A 16,994-nucleotide genomic window follows, 5' to 3' on the forward strand; every position below is an offset into this window, starting at 1 on the left:
CCTGGTCGGTCTCTGACTCCACCATTCGTACGCGCGGTGCTGCGCACGGTCGAGGACCCGCCGAAGATCCTGGCCATCACGACCTTCGAGAACGACGAGTACGTGTACGAGGCGCTGCGGGCCGGTGCCGACGCGTTCCTGCTGAAGCGGGCCCGGCTGGTCGTCGGCGCCGGGACCGTGAAGTCGCATGTGAGCGCCGTACTGGCGAAGTCGGGGGCGCGGGACCGTACGCAGGCGGTGATCGCGGCGTACGAGTCGGGGTTCGTGGCGCCCGGGTGATCCGGTGGGGCTCATGAGTCCGTGGTGCCCGGCACTCGCCGGGGTCCGCCGCGCCGAGTACGATCCGCCCAACACGCGCACGAGCTGGGAGGACAGACCTTGGCGGGGCTGACCGGCGGGGACCCCTCGCTGCTGCGGAGGATCAACTCCGCGGTGGTGCTGCACGCGTTGCGTGCCACGGACTGCGCCACGCTGACGGAGATCACCCGGGTGACAGGGCTGTCCCGGCCGACCGTCGAGGGCGTCGTCGAGGGACTGATCGAGGCCGGGCTCGTCGTCGAGAAGGCGGCCGACGAGAGCGTTGTACGGCGCCAGGGGCGGCCCGCGCGGCGGTTCAGGTTCCGGGCTGAGGCCGGACACCTGCTGGGCCTGGAGATCGGCGCACACCGCGTCGCCGTGCTCCTCGCCGATCTGGACGGCCGGGTGCTCGGCGCGATCGCCAAGGACGTCGACGAGACGGCGTCGGCGGACGAGCGCCTGGAGCGGCTGCGCACGGCGGTCGCCGAGCTGCTGCGCCGGGCCGGAGTGGCACGCGGCTCGCTGCGGGCGGTCGGCGTCGCCACACCGGGCATCGTCGAGGCGGACGGCACGGTACGGCTGGGCACCGCGCTGCCCCAGTGGACGGGACTGCACCTGGGCGAGCGGCTGAGCCGCTCCTTCAAGTGCCCGGTCCTGGTCGAGAACGACGCGAACGCGGCGGCGGTCGCCGAGCACTGGAAGGGCGCCGCGACCGAGTCCGACGACATGGTGATGGTGCTCGCGGGGCTGAGCCCGGGCGCCGGTTCACTGATCGGGGGGCGGCTGCACCGGGGGTATCGCGGGGCGGCCGGCGAGATCGGTGCGCTGCATCTGCTGGGCCGGGACGTGACTCCGGAGACGCTGCTGTCGACGACGGACGAACCGCTGCACCCCTTGGACGAACAGGCGGTCGCGCAGGTCTTCGCGCTGGCCCGCGACGGCGACCTGCGGGCCCGCGCGGCCGTCGACCGCTTCATACAGCGCCTTGTGCACGACGTCGCCGCGCTGGTCCTGGCCCTCGATCCGGAACTGGTCGTCGTGGGCGGCTGGGCGGCTGGCCTGGACGGCGTACTGGAGCCGCTGCGGCGGGAGTTGGCGCGGTATTGCCTGCGTCCGCCGAAGGTGGCCCTGTCGTTGCTCGGCGAGGCGGCTGCGGCTACGGGGGCGCTACGGCTCGCTCTCGACCATGTCGAGGAGCAACTGTTCGCGGTCGAGGGCACCGTGACGCGGCGCTAGCTTTGCGGTGGGGTTGAGTTTCGGGTGCGGCAGCGTTGTGGCTGGGCGCGCCCACGCGGCGGAGCCGCAAATCGACATAGCCCCGCGCCCCTTTGGGGCGCTGCCCTGACCGGTGCTGAGAAGAAAATGCGTCGCGCCCCGGCGGAGTGCCGGGCCGCTACGGGTGAGCTGTGACCGTCGTCAGGAAGCCTGGCGTTCCGGGCCGTGGTGTATTTCCACGCCTCCGGAGTCGGCGAAGGTCAGGCGGCAGGTGTCCGCGCGGTAGGTCGCGACGGAGACCGCTGCGGTGCGGCCCGCGGCGAAGAAGCGGGTCGTGACGACGAGTACCGGTGCCCCGGGAAGGCGGTCCAGCTCCTTGGCGTCGTCCGCGCGGGCCGAGCCGAGCTCGACGGCGCGGTCCTGGCCCTCCAGTTCGAGGCGCTGCAACTCGCGCAGCACGGCACGCGCGCGTGCCGCAGCGGACGGAGTGTCTATCGCGGAGAGGTCGGGCACCGACGACTCCGGGATGTAGAGCAGCTCGGCGGCGACCGGCTGGCCGTGGCTCACCCGGGAGCGCCGTACGGTGTGCACCGGTTCGTCGGAAGCGGTCTCCAGGACCTCGGCCACGGCCGCCGGTGGAGCCGCCAGGACGCAGTCGACGGACTGCCAGGCGTCCTCCGCGGCGCCCGGCCAGGCGTGCTGTTCGGTGCCGACGGCGACGCCCACGCGCGGCGGCGCGACGGTCGTGCCGACGCCGCGGCGGCGCTGCAGCCGGCCTTCGAGTTCGAGTTGTTCCAGAGCCTGCCGGAGTGTGGCCCGGGCAACGCCGAAGCGGGCTGCCAGGTCTCGCTCGTTGGGCAGGATCTCGCCCACGGAGAACTCGGAGTCCAGTGCCTCACTCAGCACTGTCTTGAGATGCCAGTACTTCGGCTCCGGCACCGATTCCAACTGCGTGGTCCCCACCCTGTCCTCCGCAATCGCCGTGGTCCGGCCGCGTTTTAGCGCCCTTGTTTATTAAAGGTTGTTTCACTTATCAGTGACCATAGGACGGCCCACACCCTTGGTCAAGACCAATCCTCGATCCCACAGGCAACACAGAGAGCGGTTGCCATAGAGCGTTCACGAGGCGTTCGTAAAGGGCGCGTTTCGTGACACGACGGCAAAGCCCCCGTCGCGAAACGGGGGCCCTGTCGGTGGCTCGGCTAAGCGGAAGCCAGCGACCGGAGCTTGTCGGGGTTGCGGACGATATACACGGATCGGATACGTCCGGCGGATACGTCCACCTGGAAGACGCTGTCGGGCTTGTCACCCGAAAGGACCAGCACCGCGGGCCCGCCGTTCAGCTCAAGGAAGCGGAACGAGATCTCCGGGATGCCCTTGCCCGCGACGGCGACCAGGAAGCGGCCCACATTGTCTGCAGTCTCCAGGATTCGCAGCGGCGCCTTGGTCTTGCCGCCGCTGTCGCCCACCAGTCGGACATCCGGTGCGAGCAGCTCCATCAGGCCCGCCAGGTCGCCCTCCGCCGCCGCGGTGAGGAACCGCTCGGTCAGATCGCGGCGTTGGGCCGGGTCGACGTCATAGCGCGGGCGCCCTTCGTCGACGTGCTTGCGGGCCCGTCCGGCGAGTTGGCGCACCGCGGGCTCACCGCGGTCCAGCATGGCCGCGATCTCGGCGTACGGGTAGCCGAAGGCCTCCCTGAGGACGAACACCGCGCGCTCCAGCGGCGACAGCGACTCCAGGACGACGAGTACGGCGAGGGACACGGAGTCGGCGAGGACGGCCCGTTCGGCGGCGTCCGGGACGGTGTCCCCGAAGTCGGTGGCGTACGGCTCGGGCAGCCAGGGGCCGACGTAGGTCTCGCCGCGCGCCTTGATCTGGCGCAGTCGGTCGATCGCGAGGCGGGTGGTGACGCGCACCAGGTAGGCGCGCGGTTCGCGGACCGCGCGGTGGTCGGCTCCGGACCAGCGCAGCCAGGCCTCCTGGACCACGTCCTCGGCGTCGGCCACCCGCCCCAGCATGCGGTAGGCGACTCCCATGAGGACGGGTCGGTGGTCTTCGAAGACGTCGGTCGGCGTGTCGGTGGTCACGGTCCTATCCCATGCGACGCGTGCGGCCCTGTCCAGGAGATAAACGTGTGTCCGGGAGCAGAATTGGCCACGGGCCGACGGGCGTTCGGCGGCCCCTTCCGGAGGTGGCGATGCGGTACGCGGTGCTGGGTACGGGCGAGGTCGGCCAGGCCCTGGGCGGCAAGTTGGTCGAGTTGGGGCACCAGGTGACCCTGGGCTCGCGCACGAAGGACAATCCGGCCGCTCTGAAGTGGGCCGAGAGCGCGGGTGCCGGAGCGGGTGCCGGTACGTTCGCGGAGGCCGCCGCGGCGGGCGAGGTGATCGTGAACGCGGTGGGCGGCCGGGTGGCGCTCGCCGCGCTGCAGGCGGCCGGTGCGGAGCATCTCGACGGCAAGGTCGTCCTCGATGTCTCCAATCCCCTGGCGTTCGAGGACGGCCGGCTCAGGCTGTCGCCGGTGGAGTCGGACAGTGTGGGTGAGCAGATCCAGCGCGCTTTCCCGCACGCACGCGTGGTGAAGTCCCTCAACACCGTGAACTGCCAGGTGATGGTGGACCCTTCACTGGTACCGGGCGAGCACCAGGTGTTCGTGTGCGGTGAGGACGCGGAGGCCAAGGCGCGGGTGACGGCCCTGCTCGGGGAGTTCGGCTGGCCCGCCCACCGGGTGCTGGACCTGGGCGGCATCGAGTCGGCGCGCGCCGTGGAGATGATGCTGCCGCTGTGGGTGAACCTGTTCCGGACCCTCGGGCACGGCGAGTTCAACCTTGAGGTACGCAGCGCGCGTTGAGGTCCTCCGGAACAGGGGCTACCGGTCGGTAGCTTTTGCTGACAAGCTGTCTACACGGCCTGTACGGCGTCTGTCAGCGAGTCCAGACGAGGAGCATCCCAATGTCCGCCACCGTCTCCTTCCCGGTCCCCTCTCCGCACGGCCCGCGGACCGTGACGCTGTCCTACGCGCGCGTGGGCAGCGGCGAACCGCTGCTCCTGCTGCACGGCATCGGTCATCACCGGCAGGCCTGGGACCCGGTGGTGGACATCCTGGCGACCGAGCGGGACGTGATCGCCGTGGACCTCCCCGGGTTCGGTGCCTCTCCCGCGCTGCCTGAGGGACTGGCGTACGACTTGTCCACGACTGCCGCCGTCTTCAGCGCGTTCTGCGAGGCGCTGGGGCTCGACCGTCCGCACATCGCGGGCAACTCGCTCGGTGGCCTGATGGCCCTGGAGCTGGGCCGCGAGAAGGTCGTGCGGTCCGTCACCGCCCTCTCCCCGGCCGGGTTCTGGTCCGAGGCCGAGCGCCGCTACGCCTTCGGGGTGCTGCTCACCATGCGGCAGATCGCCCGGCGGATGCCGCTCCCGATGGTCGAGCGGCTGTCGCGCACGGTGGCCGGCCGCACCGCCCTGACGAGCACCATCTACGCCCGCCCCGGCCGCCGTTCACCCGAGGCCGTGGTCGCCGAGACGCTCGCGCTGGTCAACGCCCCCGGGTTCGACGACACCCTCCGGGCCGGTACGACCGTCCAGTTCACCGACGACCTCCCCGGCCTGCCGGTCACCGTGGCCTGGGGCACCCAGGACCGGCTGCTGCTGCGCCGCCAGGGCGTGCGGGCCAAGCACCTGATCCCGCGGGCGCGGCTCGTGCGGCTGCCCGGCTGCGGGCACTGCCCGATGAGCGACGACCCGGCGCTGGTCGCGCGCGTCATCCTCGACGGCAGCCGCTGACCGACACGGGAGCCGAGTCGACGCACCTGATCCCAGGGCCACTCCGGCCCCGACGAGGGCGCTGCCGACGGCCTGGGCGGCCCCGTAGGCGCCCGTTCCGACGAGCGGCGCGGTTCCGGCCGCCGCGACCGGGATGAGGCCGGAGAAGAGCGTGGCGCGCTCCGCGCCGATCCGCTGCAGGCCCATGTACCAGCACACGAAGCCGACGACCGTGACGACCGCCGCCTGCCACAGCAGCGCGGCGGCCTCGGTGGCGTCGGGGCGCCGCAGCCAGGCGCTCCCGTCGAGGAACAGCCCGGCCGTCGCCGCCTCGATCGCGGCCACACCGCAGACCGTGGCCGACAACAACCGTGGTCCCAGGGGGCGCAGCACGGGCACCGCGAGCACCGCGAAGCCCACCTCCCCCGCAAGTGCGCACCCGGAGAAGGCGATTCCGGCGGCGTCCGTACGGCCCCACCCCTGGACGGTGAACGCGCCGACGGCGACGAGCGACGCCCCGTAGAGCACGATCCTGCGCGGACGGCGTCCCTCCAGAAGCGGGACGAGGGTCGCGACGACCACGGGTGCGCAGCCCACGAAGACACCCGGTACGGCCGGCTCGGCGCTGTGTTCGGCAGCGATCACAGCCAAGTTGAAGCCGACCATGCCGATGGCAGCGAGCAGTGCGAGTCGGGCCCACTGACGTGGCGTGACCGCGCGCAGTCGGGCCGTCGCATCCCTGCCCGTGAAGGGGAGCAGCAGCAGGCAGGCGAGGCCGTAGCGCAGGAACTGGCCACCCGCGTACGGGTAGTGGCCCAGAACGCTGTTGGCGGTGAAGGACGCGCCGACAAGGACGCAGGCGAAGGCGGCGAACGGGGCGCCGCGGGCGGCGGTTGCGGTCATGGCGGCGACGCTAGGGAGCGTGGCGGTCCGGTTTAAGGTCCACTTCCATGACGTCATCGCGGACCAATCCGGAAGGGCCGACCGAACCGGAGGGTCTGACAGGTTCCGCCGCGTGGGAACTGCTGCTGCCCGCCGTCTCGGCACCGGCACGCACGCGTGGCCGTTCGCTTCAGGCCGCGTTGCGCGAGGCGGTGCGCTCGGGGCGGCTGGCGCCGGGCACGCGGTTGCCGTCGAGCCGGGACCTGGCGGCCGACCTCGGGGTGTCGCGGGGCCTGGTCACGGAGGCGTACGAGCAGTTGACGGCGGAGGGGTATCTGCGCAGCGGCCAGGGTGCGGGCACCTGGGTGGGCGGTGCCGTGCGGGCGGCGCGGCCACGCGCGCGTGACCTCGCACCGCGCTCCCCCGGCGCCCGGGTCGACTTCGTACCCGGCACACCCGACCTGTCACTGTTCCCGCGCGCGGCCTGGGCCGCCGCGCAGCGCGGTGTGCTGGCGGAGTCGCCGCACGACCTGCTCGGCTATCCCGATCCGCGCGGGCTGCCCCGGTTGCGTACCGCGCTCGCTGAACTGTTGGCGCGCCGCCGGGGTGTGGTCGCCGATCCGGAGCGGCTGATCGTGGTCTCCGGAGTGGCGCAAGCGACGTCGCTGCTCGGATTCGTGCTCCACGCGCGCGGGGTGCGCACCGTCGGCGTCGAGGACCCGGGCAGCCCGCAGCACGACGCCCTGTACGCGTCGGCGGGCGTCGGCACCGTACCGCTGCCCCTGGACGGCGAAGGCCTGGCCATCGGGCCGCTACGGACGTCCGACGTGCGGGCCGTGGTGGCGACGCCCGCCCATCAGTTCCCGACCGGTATCGCCTACTCCGCGCGGCGGCGGGCCCAACTCCTCGACTGGGCGCGGTCGGTGGACGGTCTGGTCTTCGAGGACGACTACGACGGCGACTTCCGCTACGACCGCGCACCCGTGGGTGCCCTCCAGGGCCTCGACCCGGAGCATGTCGCCTACGCGGGCTCGGTCAGCAAATCGCTCGCCCCGGGGCTGCGGCTCGGCTGGCTGCTGGTGCCCGAGTCGCTGGCCGACGAGGTCGTCGAGCGCAAGCGGACCATGGATCTCGGCCACCCGACCCTCGACCAGGCGCTGTTCGCCCGCTTCCTGGAACGCGGCGTCTACGACCGCCAGTTGCGCCGCTGCCAGCGCGCCTACCGCCAGCGGCGTGACGCCCTCGTCGCCGCTCTGGAGGAGCACTTCCCCGGAGCGGCAGTCACCGGGATCGCCGCGGGACTGCACGTCATCGCCGAACTCCCGGAGAAGTACGGCCCCCAGGACGACTTCCTGGAACGCGCGTCCTCCGCCGGTGTCGCCGTGCGCCCGCTCACCGCCTACGCACACGCGCGTGCCGACGACGCGGTCGTACGGCTGGTCCTCGGGTACGCGCATCTGTCTCCGGGGCGGATCCGCGCGGGTGTACGTCTGATGGCCGGTGCCCGGCACCCGGACGGCCTCTGATGTCACGCGTTCCGTTGTTCACCCGTGGTTTCCGTGCGCGCTGCGGCGCACCAGTAGTTGTGGCGGTGCACCCTGACCGCATCCCGTCCGTGGAGGCGCAACCCCATGTCGCATCGTCCGTTCCCCGCCCGCCGCAGCGTCCTGCGCGGCTCCCTGGCCGCGTCGGCGGCCCTGACCGTGCCCGCCGCCCTCGGCGCCGCGCCGGCCTTCGCCCTGTCCGGACGTCCGAAGGCGGGCTGGGGTGTGCAGGCGGGGGACGTGACCTCCGACTCCGGTCTGGTGTGGGTGCGTTCGGACCGCCCGGCCCGGATGATCGTGGAGACCTCGGCCACCGAGTCGTTCCGCGATCCGCACCGTTGGCACGGTCCGCTGCTCGGCCCGGACACCGACTTCACCGGCACCACCCGGCTGCGCGGACTGCCCTCGGGGCAGCAGATCCACTACCGGGTCCTGCTCGCCGACCCCGACGACCCGCGCCGCACCGGCGAGCCGGTCGCCGGCACGTTCCGTACGGTGCCGACCGGGCGGCGCGGTGTGCGCTTCCTGTGGTCCGGTGACCTGGCGGGCCAGGGCTGGGGCATCAACCCGGACCTCGGCGGCTACCGCATCTACAACGCGATGGCCAAGCTGGACCCGGACTTCTTCGTGTGCAGCGGCGACAACATCTACGCCGACGGTCCGATCACGGCGACGCAGGCCCTGCCCGACGGCAGTCTGTACCGGAACGTCACCACGGAGGAGAAGTCGAAGGTCGCCGAGACGCTGGCCGAGTTCCGCGGCAACTTCCGCTACAACCTGCTCGACGAGAACCTCAAACGGTTCAACGCCCAGGTGCCGTCGATCATCCAGTGGGACGACCACGAGGTCCGCAACAACTGGTACCCGGGCGAGGTCATCGCCGCCACCGACACCCGCTACACGGAGAAGAGCGTCGACGCCCTGGCGGTGCGCGCCCGGCGCGCGTTCAGCGAGTACTTCCCGGTCTCGACGCTGCGGCCGGGCGCGAAGGAGGGCCGGGTGCAGCGCGTGATGCGGCACGGTCCGCTGCTCGACGTGTTCGTCCTGGACATGCGGACCTACCGCAACGCCAACTCGCCCGACGACCAGACCGTGGACCCGCAGGGCATCCTCGGCCGTGAGCAACTGGAGTGGCTCAAGCGGGAGTTGTCGCAGTCGCGCGCGGTGTGGAAGGTGATCGCCGCCGACATGCCCCTCGGCCTGGTCGTGCCCGACGCCACCGAGGGCAAGGCGAACATCGAGGCGGTCGCGCAGGGCGACCCGGGCGCACCGCTGGGGCGTGAGCTGCAGATCGCGGAGCTGCTGCGGTACATCAAGCACCGGCGGATCACCGGCACCGTATGGCTGACGGCGGACGTGCACCACACCTCCGCCCAGCACTACCAGCCCTCGCGGGCCGCGTTCACCGACTTCGAGCCGTTCTGGGAGTTCGTCTCCGGCCCGCTGAACGCGGGCGCCTTCCCGGCCAGCGCGCTCGACAACACCTTCGGTCCGGAGCGGGTGTTCGTGAAGGCGCCGACCGTGGCGAACGTGTCGCCGGCCGAGGGCTACCAGTTCTTCGGCGAGGTCGACATCGACGGCCACAGCGGGGAACTGACGGTGCGTCTGCGGGAGTCGGACGGCACCGTGCTGTTCACGCAGACCCTGCAGCCGGGACGGGTCGGCCAGTAACTCCACTACCCTCGGACCTGTGCCGCGCACCGGCGTCATCCCCCGGTGCGCGGTGCGTTCCGCGGCGCGCCGAACTTCCGCGCACAGATCGCGTTTTCGCAGGTCAGACCGATTGTCAGTGGCGGCCTCTACGGTTTTTCCATGACGCGATCTTTGCAGGCCGTGACCTATCGCCGACCCTCCGTGCTGGAGTCGTCGGCAGGTGAACGGCGCCTCGGGCTGGAGACCTCGCAGGGGGCCACTCCTTCGGGTGTCACCGACCATCCGCGCTTCTTCGCGGGCTTCCTGACCTCGCCCCAGGTGGCCTCGGCGGCGCTGCTGGCGGTGGCCGACGTGGCGGGCGCGCGGTACTACCAGCGCCAACTGGCCGCCTCACTCGACCCGGTGGTGACGGCGGGCGGTGACCGGCTGCGCTTCGAGTCCTTCTCCGGCTGCGGCGGGGTGTACGCGCGACTGGACGTCCTCAGCTCCGGCCTCGACGGCGGTGAGGTGGGACACGGCACGACGAACGTCGACGTGAACAACCCCCTGCGCGAGGCCCTGTCCCGGATCGGCTCGGACGATCCGCTCCATCTGCGCGTCGGCCCCGAGGAGTTGGCCGTGACCACGCTGGACGGCCCGGTGCTGGAGAAGAAGGTGCCGCTCCCGGACCGCTGGCTGCGCGGTTTCGCGGAGGCCCAGGTCATAGCGGCAGGCTTCGACCTGCGGGCCGAACTGCCCGCGGCGGAGACGGTCCGCTTCCTGCGCTCGCTCCCGAAGGCCGGCGCGCGCGGCACCACGAGCGGCCCCCGCTGGGTCGTGCCGGCGGGCCGCGGTCTGCGCCCCACCACCCGCCCCGTCCCGGGCGCGGTGTGCCTGCCGGGCCCGGAGCGGCTGATCGCCCTGCAGCGGGTCCTGCGCCACGCGACGGCCCTGCGGATCTACGGCCCCTCCGTCGTCGGCGCCGCCGCCACGGCCGGTGCGTGGGAGGCCGTCCTGCCGGGGATGCGGCTGACTCTCACGCTGTCGCCGGACGCGTCGCGCGGCTTCTCCGGCGAGGGCGGGGTCCTGGACGCGCTCGCGACCGACGAGGCCGGAGAGGACGCGGAGTTGATCGCCGTGCTGCTGGCCTGGGAGCCCAGGATCGACGTCGCCGTCCTGGCGGCCTCCTCGGGACTCACCCCCGAGCGGGTCCGCGCCGCGCTGATCCGCCTGGGCACTTCAGGGCGAGTCGGGTACGACACGGCGGAGGCCGCCTACTTCCACCGTGAACTGCCGTACGACGCACAGCGCGTGGAGCGCCACAATCCGCGGCTGCGCTCGGCCCTCGCGCTGGTGGCCGCGGGCGCGGTGCGGCTGGAGGGCGCGATCGGCACGGTGACCGCCGAGGACGGTCATGTGCACCGGGTGCGGGACAAAGCGGGGGTGCTGAGTTGCAGCTGTGTGTGGTGGGCGAAGTACCGGGGCGGGCGCGGGCCGTGCAAACACGCGCTGGCGGTACGGATGGTGCGGCGGGGTGCCGCGGTGGAGCGGGACATGGTGCGGGTCGACGGGGGTGTGCGATGAGTGCGCTGATGGAAGCGGTGCGGGCGGGGCGGACCGCCGAGGTCGTGGGGTTGCTCGACGGGATGACGGATACCGAACGCCGGGCGTTCCTGCCGGAGTTGAAGGATCTCCGCAAGGAGCTGCGCACGGCACCGTGGGGGCATCCGTCCCGCCATGCCTATCCCACGCTGCACGCGACCGGTGCCGCCTGTGAGACGGGGGCGGCCGCCACGGTGAGCTGGATCGCCGGCAGCGACATGCGCTGGTCGCAGTCGTCGGCGGCCCTGCTGATCCACGTCCTGGGCGACCGCGACGCCTCCTGGCTGGCCGACGTGACGCACCGCCTCGCCGGGCGTCCGGCCTCCGCCGATGTGTCGTACGAGCTGATGGCCGGTCTGGTCCGGCTCTCCGGTTGTCCGGTGCCGACGACGGAGACCTATGTGCAGGCCTGGGTGGCACACACCGGTCAGCTGTGGCAGCGCGGGGACACCCTGTTCGACCGGCTGCGCAGGGATCCTCACCTCGCGGAACTGATGGCCGCGCTCTTCGAGACGAACGACGTCGCCGGTCCCATGGAGTGGTCCTCGGCGGAGGGCATGGACGGCTGGGTCGACGCGATCGCCCGGCTCACCGTCGAGGGCGCCCTGGACCGGAAGCGGACGGTGGACGCCTGTGTGGCCCGGCTGCTGCGGGGCGGTTCGACTGTCGATCACCGGGCGTTCCTGCGTGTATTGAAGGGGCTCGCCCTCACCCGCGAGGAGGAGCGGGAGCACACCGCCGACTGGCTGGCCCTGGCCTCGGACGCGGTGCCCACCGTGGCCTCGCACGCCCAGACGGTGCTCGGATCCCTGGCGCTGGACAGGGAGTTGACGCCACGTCGGCTGGCGGAGATGTCGGACGCGGTGCTGTTCAGGTCCGAGAAGAAGCTCGTCCGGGCACAACTCGTGCTGCTGGGGAAGGTGTTGGCACGGGACGCGTCGGCCGCCGCCGAGGTGCTGCCCGCCCTCGCCCTCGCCTTCGGGCATCAGGACACGGAAGTGCAGGAGCGGGCGCTGAAACTGGTCGAGCGACACCTCAAGAAGGTCGACTCCCCCGAGGTTCTGGCCGAACTCGCCGCGGCTGCAGAGCAGTTGGCCCTCGGGCTGCGCGCACGTGCGGTCGAGTCGCTGGGGGCGGCGCCGGTCACAGCGGGGGCGGCGGACCACGAGGAAGTACTACCGCCGCCCCCGGTGCCGGTCCGCCTCGCACCGGCTCCCGAATCGGCGGTCGAACTCGCCGAGGAAGTCGGGGCGTTGCTGGTGTCCGACGGCGATGTGGCGGCTTTCGAGCGCGCGTTGGACGGACTCGTCCGCCATGCCTACAAGGACCGGGACGCTCTGGTGGAGGCATTGGGACCGGTGTGCGCGCGCCTCTGGTGGGGCGGCTCCGATCCGGACGACGTCCGTGTGGACAACCGCTTCAGCAAGAATCACCACGGATTCAACAGCGTGGCGGAGACCCTCGACCTCCTGCTGGCCACCCTCCGGGGCAAGGTGCACACCGCCACACTCCACGGCGCCGTCCAGCACGGCGGCTCCCGGTCACGGGTGTGCGGACACAGCCCGCTGTCCCGGGCCTTCGAGGCACGCGTCTGGGAGGTGGCGTACCGCATCCGCGCGGAGCCGCTGCCGTTCCTGCTGTCGACGCCCAGCTGGAGTAGCGGCCTGCTGGAGCCGGACGAGCTGGTGGCCAGGCTCGACACCTATCGGCGTCTGGGCGCGCGGGTCTCGGCGGCGGACTTCGCACAGGCGCTGCTGCGGGTGCGCCGTGGGGACCGGGCGTCGGCAGCGGCGGCCGAGCGCGCGGCGGCGCTCGGTACGGCCGAGGGCGTCCGGCTCGCCCGATGGCTGTCGTCCGGGGAACCCGTGCTGCCCACCAGCCGACGACGGTCCACCGGGGCCCGCGTCCAGCTCGAATTCGGTGAACTCGTGTCGCTGCAGGCCGACTTCCCGGCGGGGTACCGGGAGCTGGGGCAGCCTACGACGGTCTACGGCGAGCGCTGGCACTGCTACCACTGGAACCGGACCATGCAGCAGCACTGGCTCGCGATACTCCCCGAGCTGCGCGAGCTGGTGGCGGTGCGGATCGTGCGGGAGGTGTCCTCCGCGGCCGTGGACGACGCCCGGGGCGCGGCCGGCGTGCTCCCGGCGCTGGCCGAGTCCGGCGGCGCGGCCGGTGAGGCGACGCATCTGTGTCTGGCGTACGGGCTCGGCGCCCGACACCCCGGGGACCGGCTCGGCGCGGTGGACGCGCTGCTGGTGCTCGCGGCACGGGGACAGCTGGACGGGGATCGGCTGGGCACGGATCTCGGGCAGCTGGTGCGGAGCGGGGCGGTGAAACCCTCGCGGCTCGCCGAGTCGATGCGGACGGCGGCCGCCACCGGGGCGAACACGAGCATATGGGGGATCCTCCGCCACACCCTGACCGCGCTGCTCGCCGACCTGGACGGCGACATCAAGCCCGCGCTCGCGCGGGGGCTCGGGGACCTGCTCGCCGTGGCCGCCGAGTGCGCGGAGCGGTCCGGGGCGCGGGGCGAGCTGCCACATCTGGCGCAGACGGCGGACCGGACAGGTTCGTCCCGACTGGTCACTCAGGCACGTCGGCTGCGCAGCACGCTGGTGGCGGGGGTGGCCGCATGACGTAGGACGCCGGGGCTGACCTTCAGGGCAGCACACTCGTAAAAAGAACTGCAAAAGGTACAGAACCATGCTTTTACCGGTCGGTCACAGAGCGTTCGTGATCACGCAACACCCTTCCTTCACAGTGGTTGCATGAATCGAGACATGTCTGATGTGACGCGCGCAAGGCACGGGCGTCCGGTGCACCACTGGCGGCGCGACCTGGTGGAGCTGGCGGCGCTGTTCACCGCGGTCGCGGTGGCGGACGTCGTGGCGAATCTGGTGGGGCATGGTCCCGAGGGCCCGGCACTGCTGGCGATCTCCGCGCTGGCGCTGATCGCCACGGCGGGGTTCCACACATGGTGGTCGCGCCGCCACGGTCACGCACCTCCTACGGGCGATACCGGCGCCCGGTCGGCCGCCCAGTCGCGGCAGGCCGGGCCCTCCGAATCGGAGTCCCAGTACGCGTCCGAGTCGGAGTCCCAGCAGTCGTCCGTGGCGCCGCCCGACGGTGTCGCCGAGCCGGCCACGCTGTGGCGCATGCGGACCACGGTGCGGGACGCGCCCGGATCGCTCGCCGCGTTGTGCACGGCGCTGGCCGGACGGCAGGTCGACATCCTGAGCCTGCAGACGCATCCGCTGGCCGAGGGCACAGTGGACGAGTTCCTGCTGCGGGCGCCGGGCGAGGTCGCGGCCTCCGAGATCACCCGGGTGGTGGCGTCGGCCGGCGGTTCGAGCACCTGGATCGAGCGGGCCGACGCCCACGATCTGGTGGACGCGCCGACCCGCGTCCTGGGCCTGGCCACCCGCACGGCCCTGGACGCGGCAGAACTGCCGCTGGCGCTGCGGCAGTTGCTGGGCCGGTGCACCATCCGTTCGCTGCCCGCGGCCACTTCGGGCAAGGGACGCGAGCCGGAGTCGGTGCCGACGGAGGGTTCGTTGGAGGACACGGTCATGCGCCTGCGGGCGCCGGAAGGCGGAGTGATCACCGTGGAGCGGCCGTATCTGCCGTTCACGCCCACCGAGTTCGCGCGGGCGCGGGCGCTGGTGGAGCTGGACGCCCGGCTCGGTCCGCGCATCCCCCGCAGCCAGGACGTACTGACGCTGCCCGAGGGCAACGCGATCACCGTCCGGCGTGCGGACATCGGCGATCTGGAGGCGGCGCGGGAGATGCACGAGCGCTGCTCGGCGCGGACGCTCGGTATGCGGTACCACGGGCCGGTCGGTGACGCCGACCGCTATCTCAACCACCTGCTCTCCCCGCGCTTCGGCCGCACGCTCGCCGTGCAGACGGCCTCGGGGCGGATCGTCGGACTCGGGCACCTGTTGTGGGACGGGGACGAGACGGAGGTCGCACTGCTCGTCGAGGACGACTGGCAACGGCGGGGGATCGGGAGCGAGTTGTTGGGCCGGCTGGTGGGGATGGCTGTCGAGGCGGGGTGCGAGAGCGTGTATGCCGTGACGCAGGCGTCCAACACGGGGATGGTGGCGGCGATGCGGGGACTTGAGCTGCCGCTCGACTATCAGATCGAGGAGGGGACGTTGGTGGTCACGGCGCGGTTGGAGACAGCGGTGGCTTCCGTGGACGTCACGGAGTTCGGGAGGGCCGAAGCGCCGTAGGGGTTGCGGATTCGTCGGCGGGTGCGGGTGCGTTGTGGCTGGTCGCGCCCCGCGGCGGAGCCGCAAATGAATGCAGCCCCGCGCCCCTGAGGGACGGCGCTAGCGCGCCGTCCAGATCTGCCCACAGGTCCTCGACATCCTCCAAGCCCACCGACAACCGAAGCAGACGTTCGCTCACACCGGCACCCCGCCGATCCGCCTCGCCCACCACCCGATGGCTGATCGACGCCGGATGTTGGATCAGGCTGTCCACGCTGCCCAGGCTCACCGCAGGGGTGATGAGGCTGACCCCTGCGATGACCTCGTGGGGGTCGCCGTGGGTCTCGAAGGCGATCATCGCGCCGCCGATGCGCGGGTAGTGGACGTGGGCGACGCGTGGGTCGGCAGAGAGGCGGCGGGCGAGTTCGGCGGCGGTGGCGGATGCGGCCCGTACGCGGATCGGGAGGGTCGCGAGGCCGCGCAGCAGCAGATAGCCGGCCAGGGGATGCAGTACGCCGCCGGTCGCGAAGCGGATCTGGCGCAGTCGCCCGGCGAACTCCTCGTCGCAGGCCACCACGCCCGCCATCACGTCGCCGTGCCCGCCCAAGTACTTGGTGGCGCTGTGCAGGACGAGGCGTGCGCCGTGTTCGGCGGGGCGTTGCAGGACGGGCGTGGCGAAGGTGTTGTCCACGAGGAGGGGCACCGAGCCGCAGGAGTGGGCGATCGCGCGCAGGTCGAGTTCGGCGAGGGTCGGGTTGGCCGGTGACTCGACGACGACAAGACCGGTGTCGGGGCGCAGCGCGTCGGCGATGCCGGCCGGGTCGGTCCAGGTCACCTCGGAGCCGAGCAGTCCGGCGGTGAGCAGGTGGTCGCTGCAGCCGTAGAGGGGTCGTACCGCCACCACATGGCGCAGCCCCGTCGAGGCGCGTGCCAGCAGGACGGCGGTCAGGGCCGCCATGCCGCTGGCGAAGGCGACCGCGCTGTCGGTGCCTTCGAGGCGGGCGAGGGCGGTTTCGAAGCGGGCGACGGTCGGGTTGCCGAGGCGGCCGTAGACGGGCGGGCCTTCGGGTTCGGCGCCGGTGGTGGCGAAGGCGTCGATGCGGGCGGCCTCGCCACGGCTGTCGTACGAGGGGTAGGTGGTCGACAGGTCGATGGGCGGGGCGTGCAGGCCCTGCCGGGCGAGGTCGTCACGGCCGGCGTGCACGGCTTCGGTGTCCAGTGCTCTCCGGGCCGGAGAGGAGGGGTGCAGGCTCGTTTGGTCCATGGAGAGAAGGGTGAACATCAGCCGGGACAACAGGACGAATCTCCGTGTTACGTTCGATGGATGACCGACTCTGTCGTACTTGATCCGGTGGATCTTCATCTGTTGCGGTTGCTGCAGAACGACGCCCGGGCGACGTACCGCGATCTGGCCGCGCAGGTCGGGGTCGCGCCGTCGACGTGTCTGGACCGGGTGGCGCGGTTGCGCCGGGCCGGGGTGATCCTCGGGCATCAACTGCGGCTCGATCCGGCGAAGTTGGGGCGCGGTCTGGAGGCGCTGCTGTCGGTGCAGGTCAGGCCGCACCGGCGGGAGCTGGTGGGGCCGTTCGTGGAGCGGGTGCGGGCGTTGCCGGAGTCGCGGACCGTGTTCCATCTGACCGGGCCGGACGACTATCTCGTCCATGTGGCCGTCGCGGACATGGCGGACCTGCAGCGGCTGGTTCTGGACGAGTTCACGTCACAGCGGGAAGTGGCGCGCGTGGAGACCCGGTTGATCTTCCAGCAGTGGGACTGCGGGCCCTTGCTGCCCCTTGCCACGCCCGTAGCTGAATCGGGGTGACGGGGAGAAGTCCCAGGTACGAGG

The 16,994-nt window shown here is 72.0% G+C and carries 12 protein-coding genes and 2 pseudogenes; 10 read left to right on the forward strand and 4 right to left on the reverse strand.

Annotation, left to right across the window (positions count from 1 at the left end; genetic code table 11):
* Positions 1 to 30: 30 nt before the first annotated feature.
* A pseudogene (locus tag ACIBJH_RS28745) lies at positions 31 to 279 on the forward strand (DNA-binding response regulator); the annotation flags it as partial.
* A gap of 99 nt (positions 280 to 378) precedes the next feature.
* The gene (locus ACIBJH_RS28750; RefSeq protein WP_200711069.1) at positions 379 to 1,533 is read left to right on the forward strand and encodes an ROK family transcriptional regulator; all 1,155 of its coding nucleotides are present in this window, start codon (positions 379 to 381) and stop codon (positions 1,531 to 1,533) included.
* A gap of 180 nt (positions 1,534 to 1,713) precedes the next feature.
* Here the strand turns inward: ACIBJH_RS28750 and ACIBJH_RS28755 are convergent, their stop codons facing one another.
* Both ACIBJH_RS28755 and ACIBJH_RS28760 read right to left on the reverse strand, forming a co-directional pair.
* Positions 1,714 to 2,475, reverse strand: a complete 762-nt coding sequence (locus ACIBJH_RS28755; protein WP_399119766.1) for a GntR family transcriptional regulator — start codon at positions 2,473 to 2,475, stop codon at positions 1,714 to 1,716.
* 239 nt (positions 2,476 to 2,714) lie between these two features.
* Complete coding sequence (locus ACIBJH_RS28760) at positions 2,715 to 3,599, reverse strand: RNA polymerase sigma-70 factor (protein ID WP_399119767.1); 885 nt, start codon at positions 3,597 to 3,599, stop codon at positions 2,715 to 2,717.
* Between the two features lie 110 nt (positions 3,600 to 3,709).
* On the opposite strand from ACIBJH_RS28760, the gene ACIBJH_RS28765 reads away from it, so the two are divergent.
* Both ACIBJH_RS28765 and ACIBJH_RS28770 read left to right on the forward strand, forming a co-directional pair.
* Entirely contained in the window at positions 3,710 to 4,363 is a 654-nt protein-coding gene (locus ACIBJH_RS28765; RefSeq protein ID WP_399119768.1) for an NADPH-dependent F420 reductase, read from the forward strand.
* A gap of 101 nt (positions 4,364 to 4,464) precedes the next feature.
* A complete protein-coding gene (locus ACIBJH_RS28770) occupies positions 4,465 to 5,295 on the forward strand; it encodes an alpha/beta fold hydrolase (protein ID WP_399119769.1) in 831 nt (276 codons plus the stop codon).
* A gap of 45 nt (positions 5,296 to 5,340) precedes the next feature.
* On the opposite strand, the pseudogene ACIBJH_RS28775 reads toward ACIBJH_RS28770, so the two are convergent.
* Positions 5,341 to 6,234 (reverse strand): annotated as a pseudogene (locus tag ACIBJH_RS28775) (DMT family transporter); the annotation flags it as partial.
* Between ACIBJH_RS28775 and ACIBJH_RS28780 the strand changes: the two are divergent.
* From ACIBJH_RS28780 to ACIBJH_RS28800, 5 genes are all read left to right on the forward strand, one after another.
* On the forward strand, positions 6,225 to 7,682 hold the full coding sequence (locus ACIBJH_RS28780) for a PLP-dependent aminotransferase family protein (RefSeq protein ID WP_399119770.1): 1,458 nt from the start codon (positions 6,225 to 6,227) through the stop codon (positions 7,680 to 7,682). The pseudogene ACIBJH_RS28775 and the gene ACIBJH_RS28780 overlap by 10 nt on opposite strands.
* Positions 7,683 to 7,787: 105 nt before the next feature.
* Positions 7,788 to 9,371, forward strand: a complete 1,584-nt coding sequence (locus ACIBJH_RS28785) for an alkaline phosphatase D family protein (protein ID WP_399119771.1) — start codon at positions 7,788 to 7,790, stop codon at positions 9,369 to 9,371.
* Between the two features lie 141 nt (positions 9,372 to 9,512).
* Positions 9,513 to 10,916, forward strand: coding sequence for an SWIM zinc finger family protein (locus tag ACIBJH_RS28790; RefSeq protein WP_399119773.1), 1,404 nt, complete (start codon positions 9,513 to 9,515; stop codon positions 10,914 to 10,916).
* On the forward strand, positions 10,913 to 13,573 hold the full coding sequence (locus tag ACIBJH_RS28795) for a DUF6493 family protein (RefSeq protein ID WP_399119774.1): 2,661 nt from the start codon (positions 10,913 to 10,915) through the stop codon (positions 13,571 to 13,573). The genes ACIBJH_RS28790 and ACIBJH_RS28795 overlap by 4 nt, the downstream gene beginning before the upstream one ends.
* Before the next feature lie 144 nt (positions 13,574 to 13,717).
* Positions 13,718 to 15,172 (forward strand): GNAT family N-acetyltransferase, encoded by a 1,455-nt coding sequence (locus ACIBJH_RS28800; RefSeq protein WP_399119776.1) that lies wholly within the window; start codon positions 13,718 to 13,720, stop codon positions 15,170 to 15,172.
* Here ACIBJH_RS28800 and ACIBJH_RS28805 read toward each other — a convergent pair.
* Positions 15,141 to 16,415, reverse strand: coding sequence for a trans-sulfuration enzyme family protein (locus tag ACIBJH_RS28805; protein WP_399119777.1), 1,275 nt, complete (start codon positions 16,413 to 16,415; stop codon positions 15,141 to 15,143). The two genes, ACIBJH_RS28800 and ACIBJH_RS28805, sit on opposite strands and share 32 nt — an antisense overlap.
* 60 nt (positions 16,416 to 16,475) lie before the next feature.
* On the opposite strand from ACIBJH_RS28805, the gene ACIBJH_RS28810 reads away from it, so the two are divergent.
* Positions 16,476 to 16,970: an Lrp/AsnC family transcriptional regulator gene (locus ACIBJH_RS28810; protein ID WP_262061824.1), complete on the forward strand. Its 495-nt coding sequence runs from the start codon at positions 16,476 to 16,478 to the stop codon at positions 16,968 to 16,970.
* The last annotated feature ends 24 nt before the right edge of the window (positions 16,971 to 16,994 follow it).

Source organism: Streptomyces sp. NPDC050548, assembly GCF_044457385.1.
Lineage (GTDB): Bacteria > Actinomycetota > Actinomycetes > Streptomycetales > Streptomycetaceae > Streptomyces.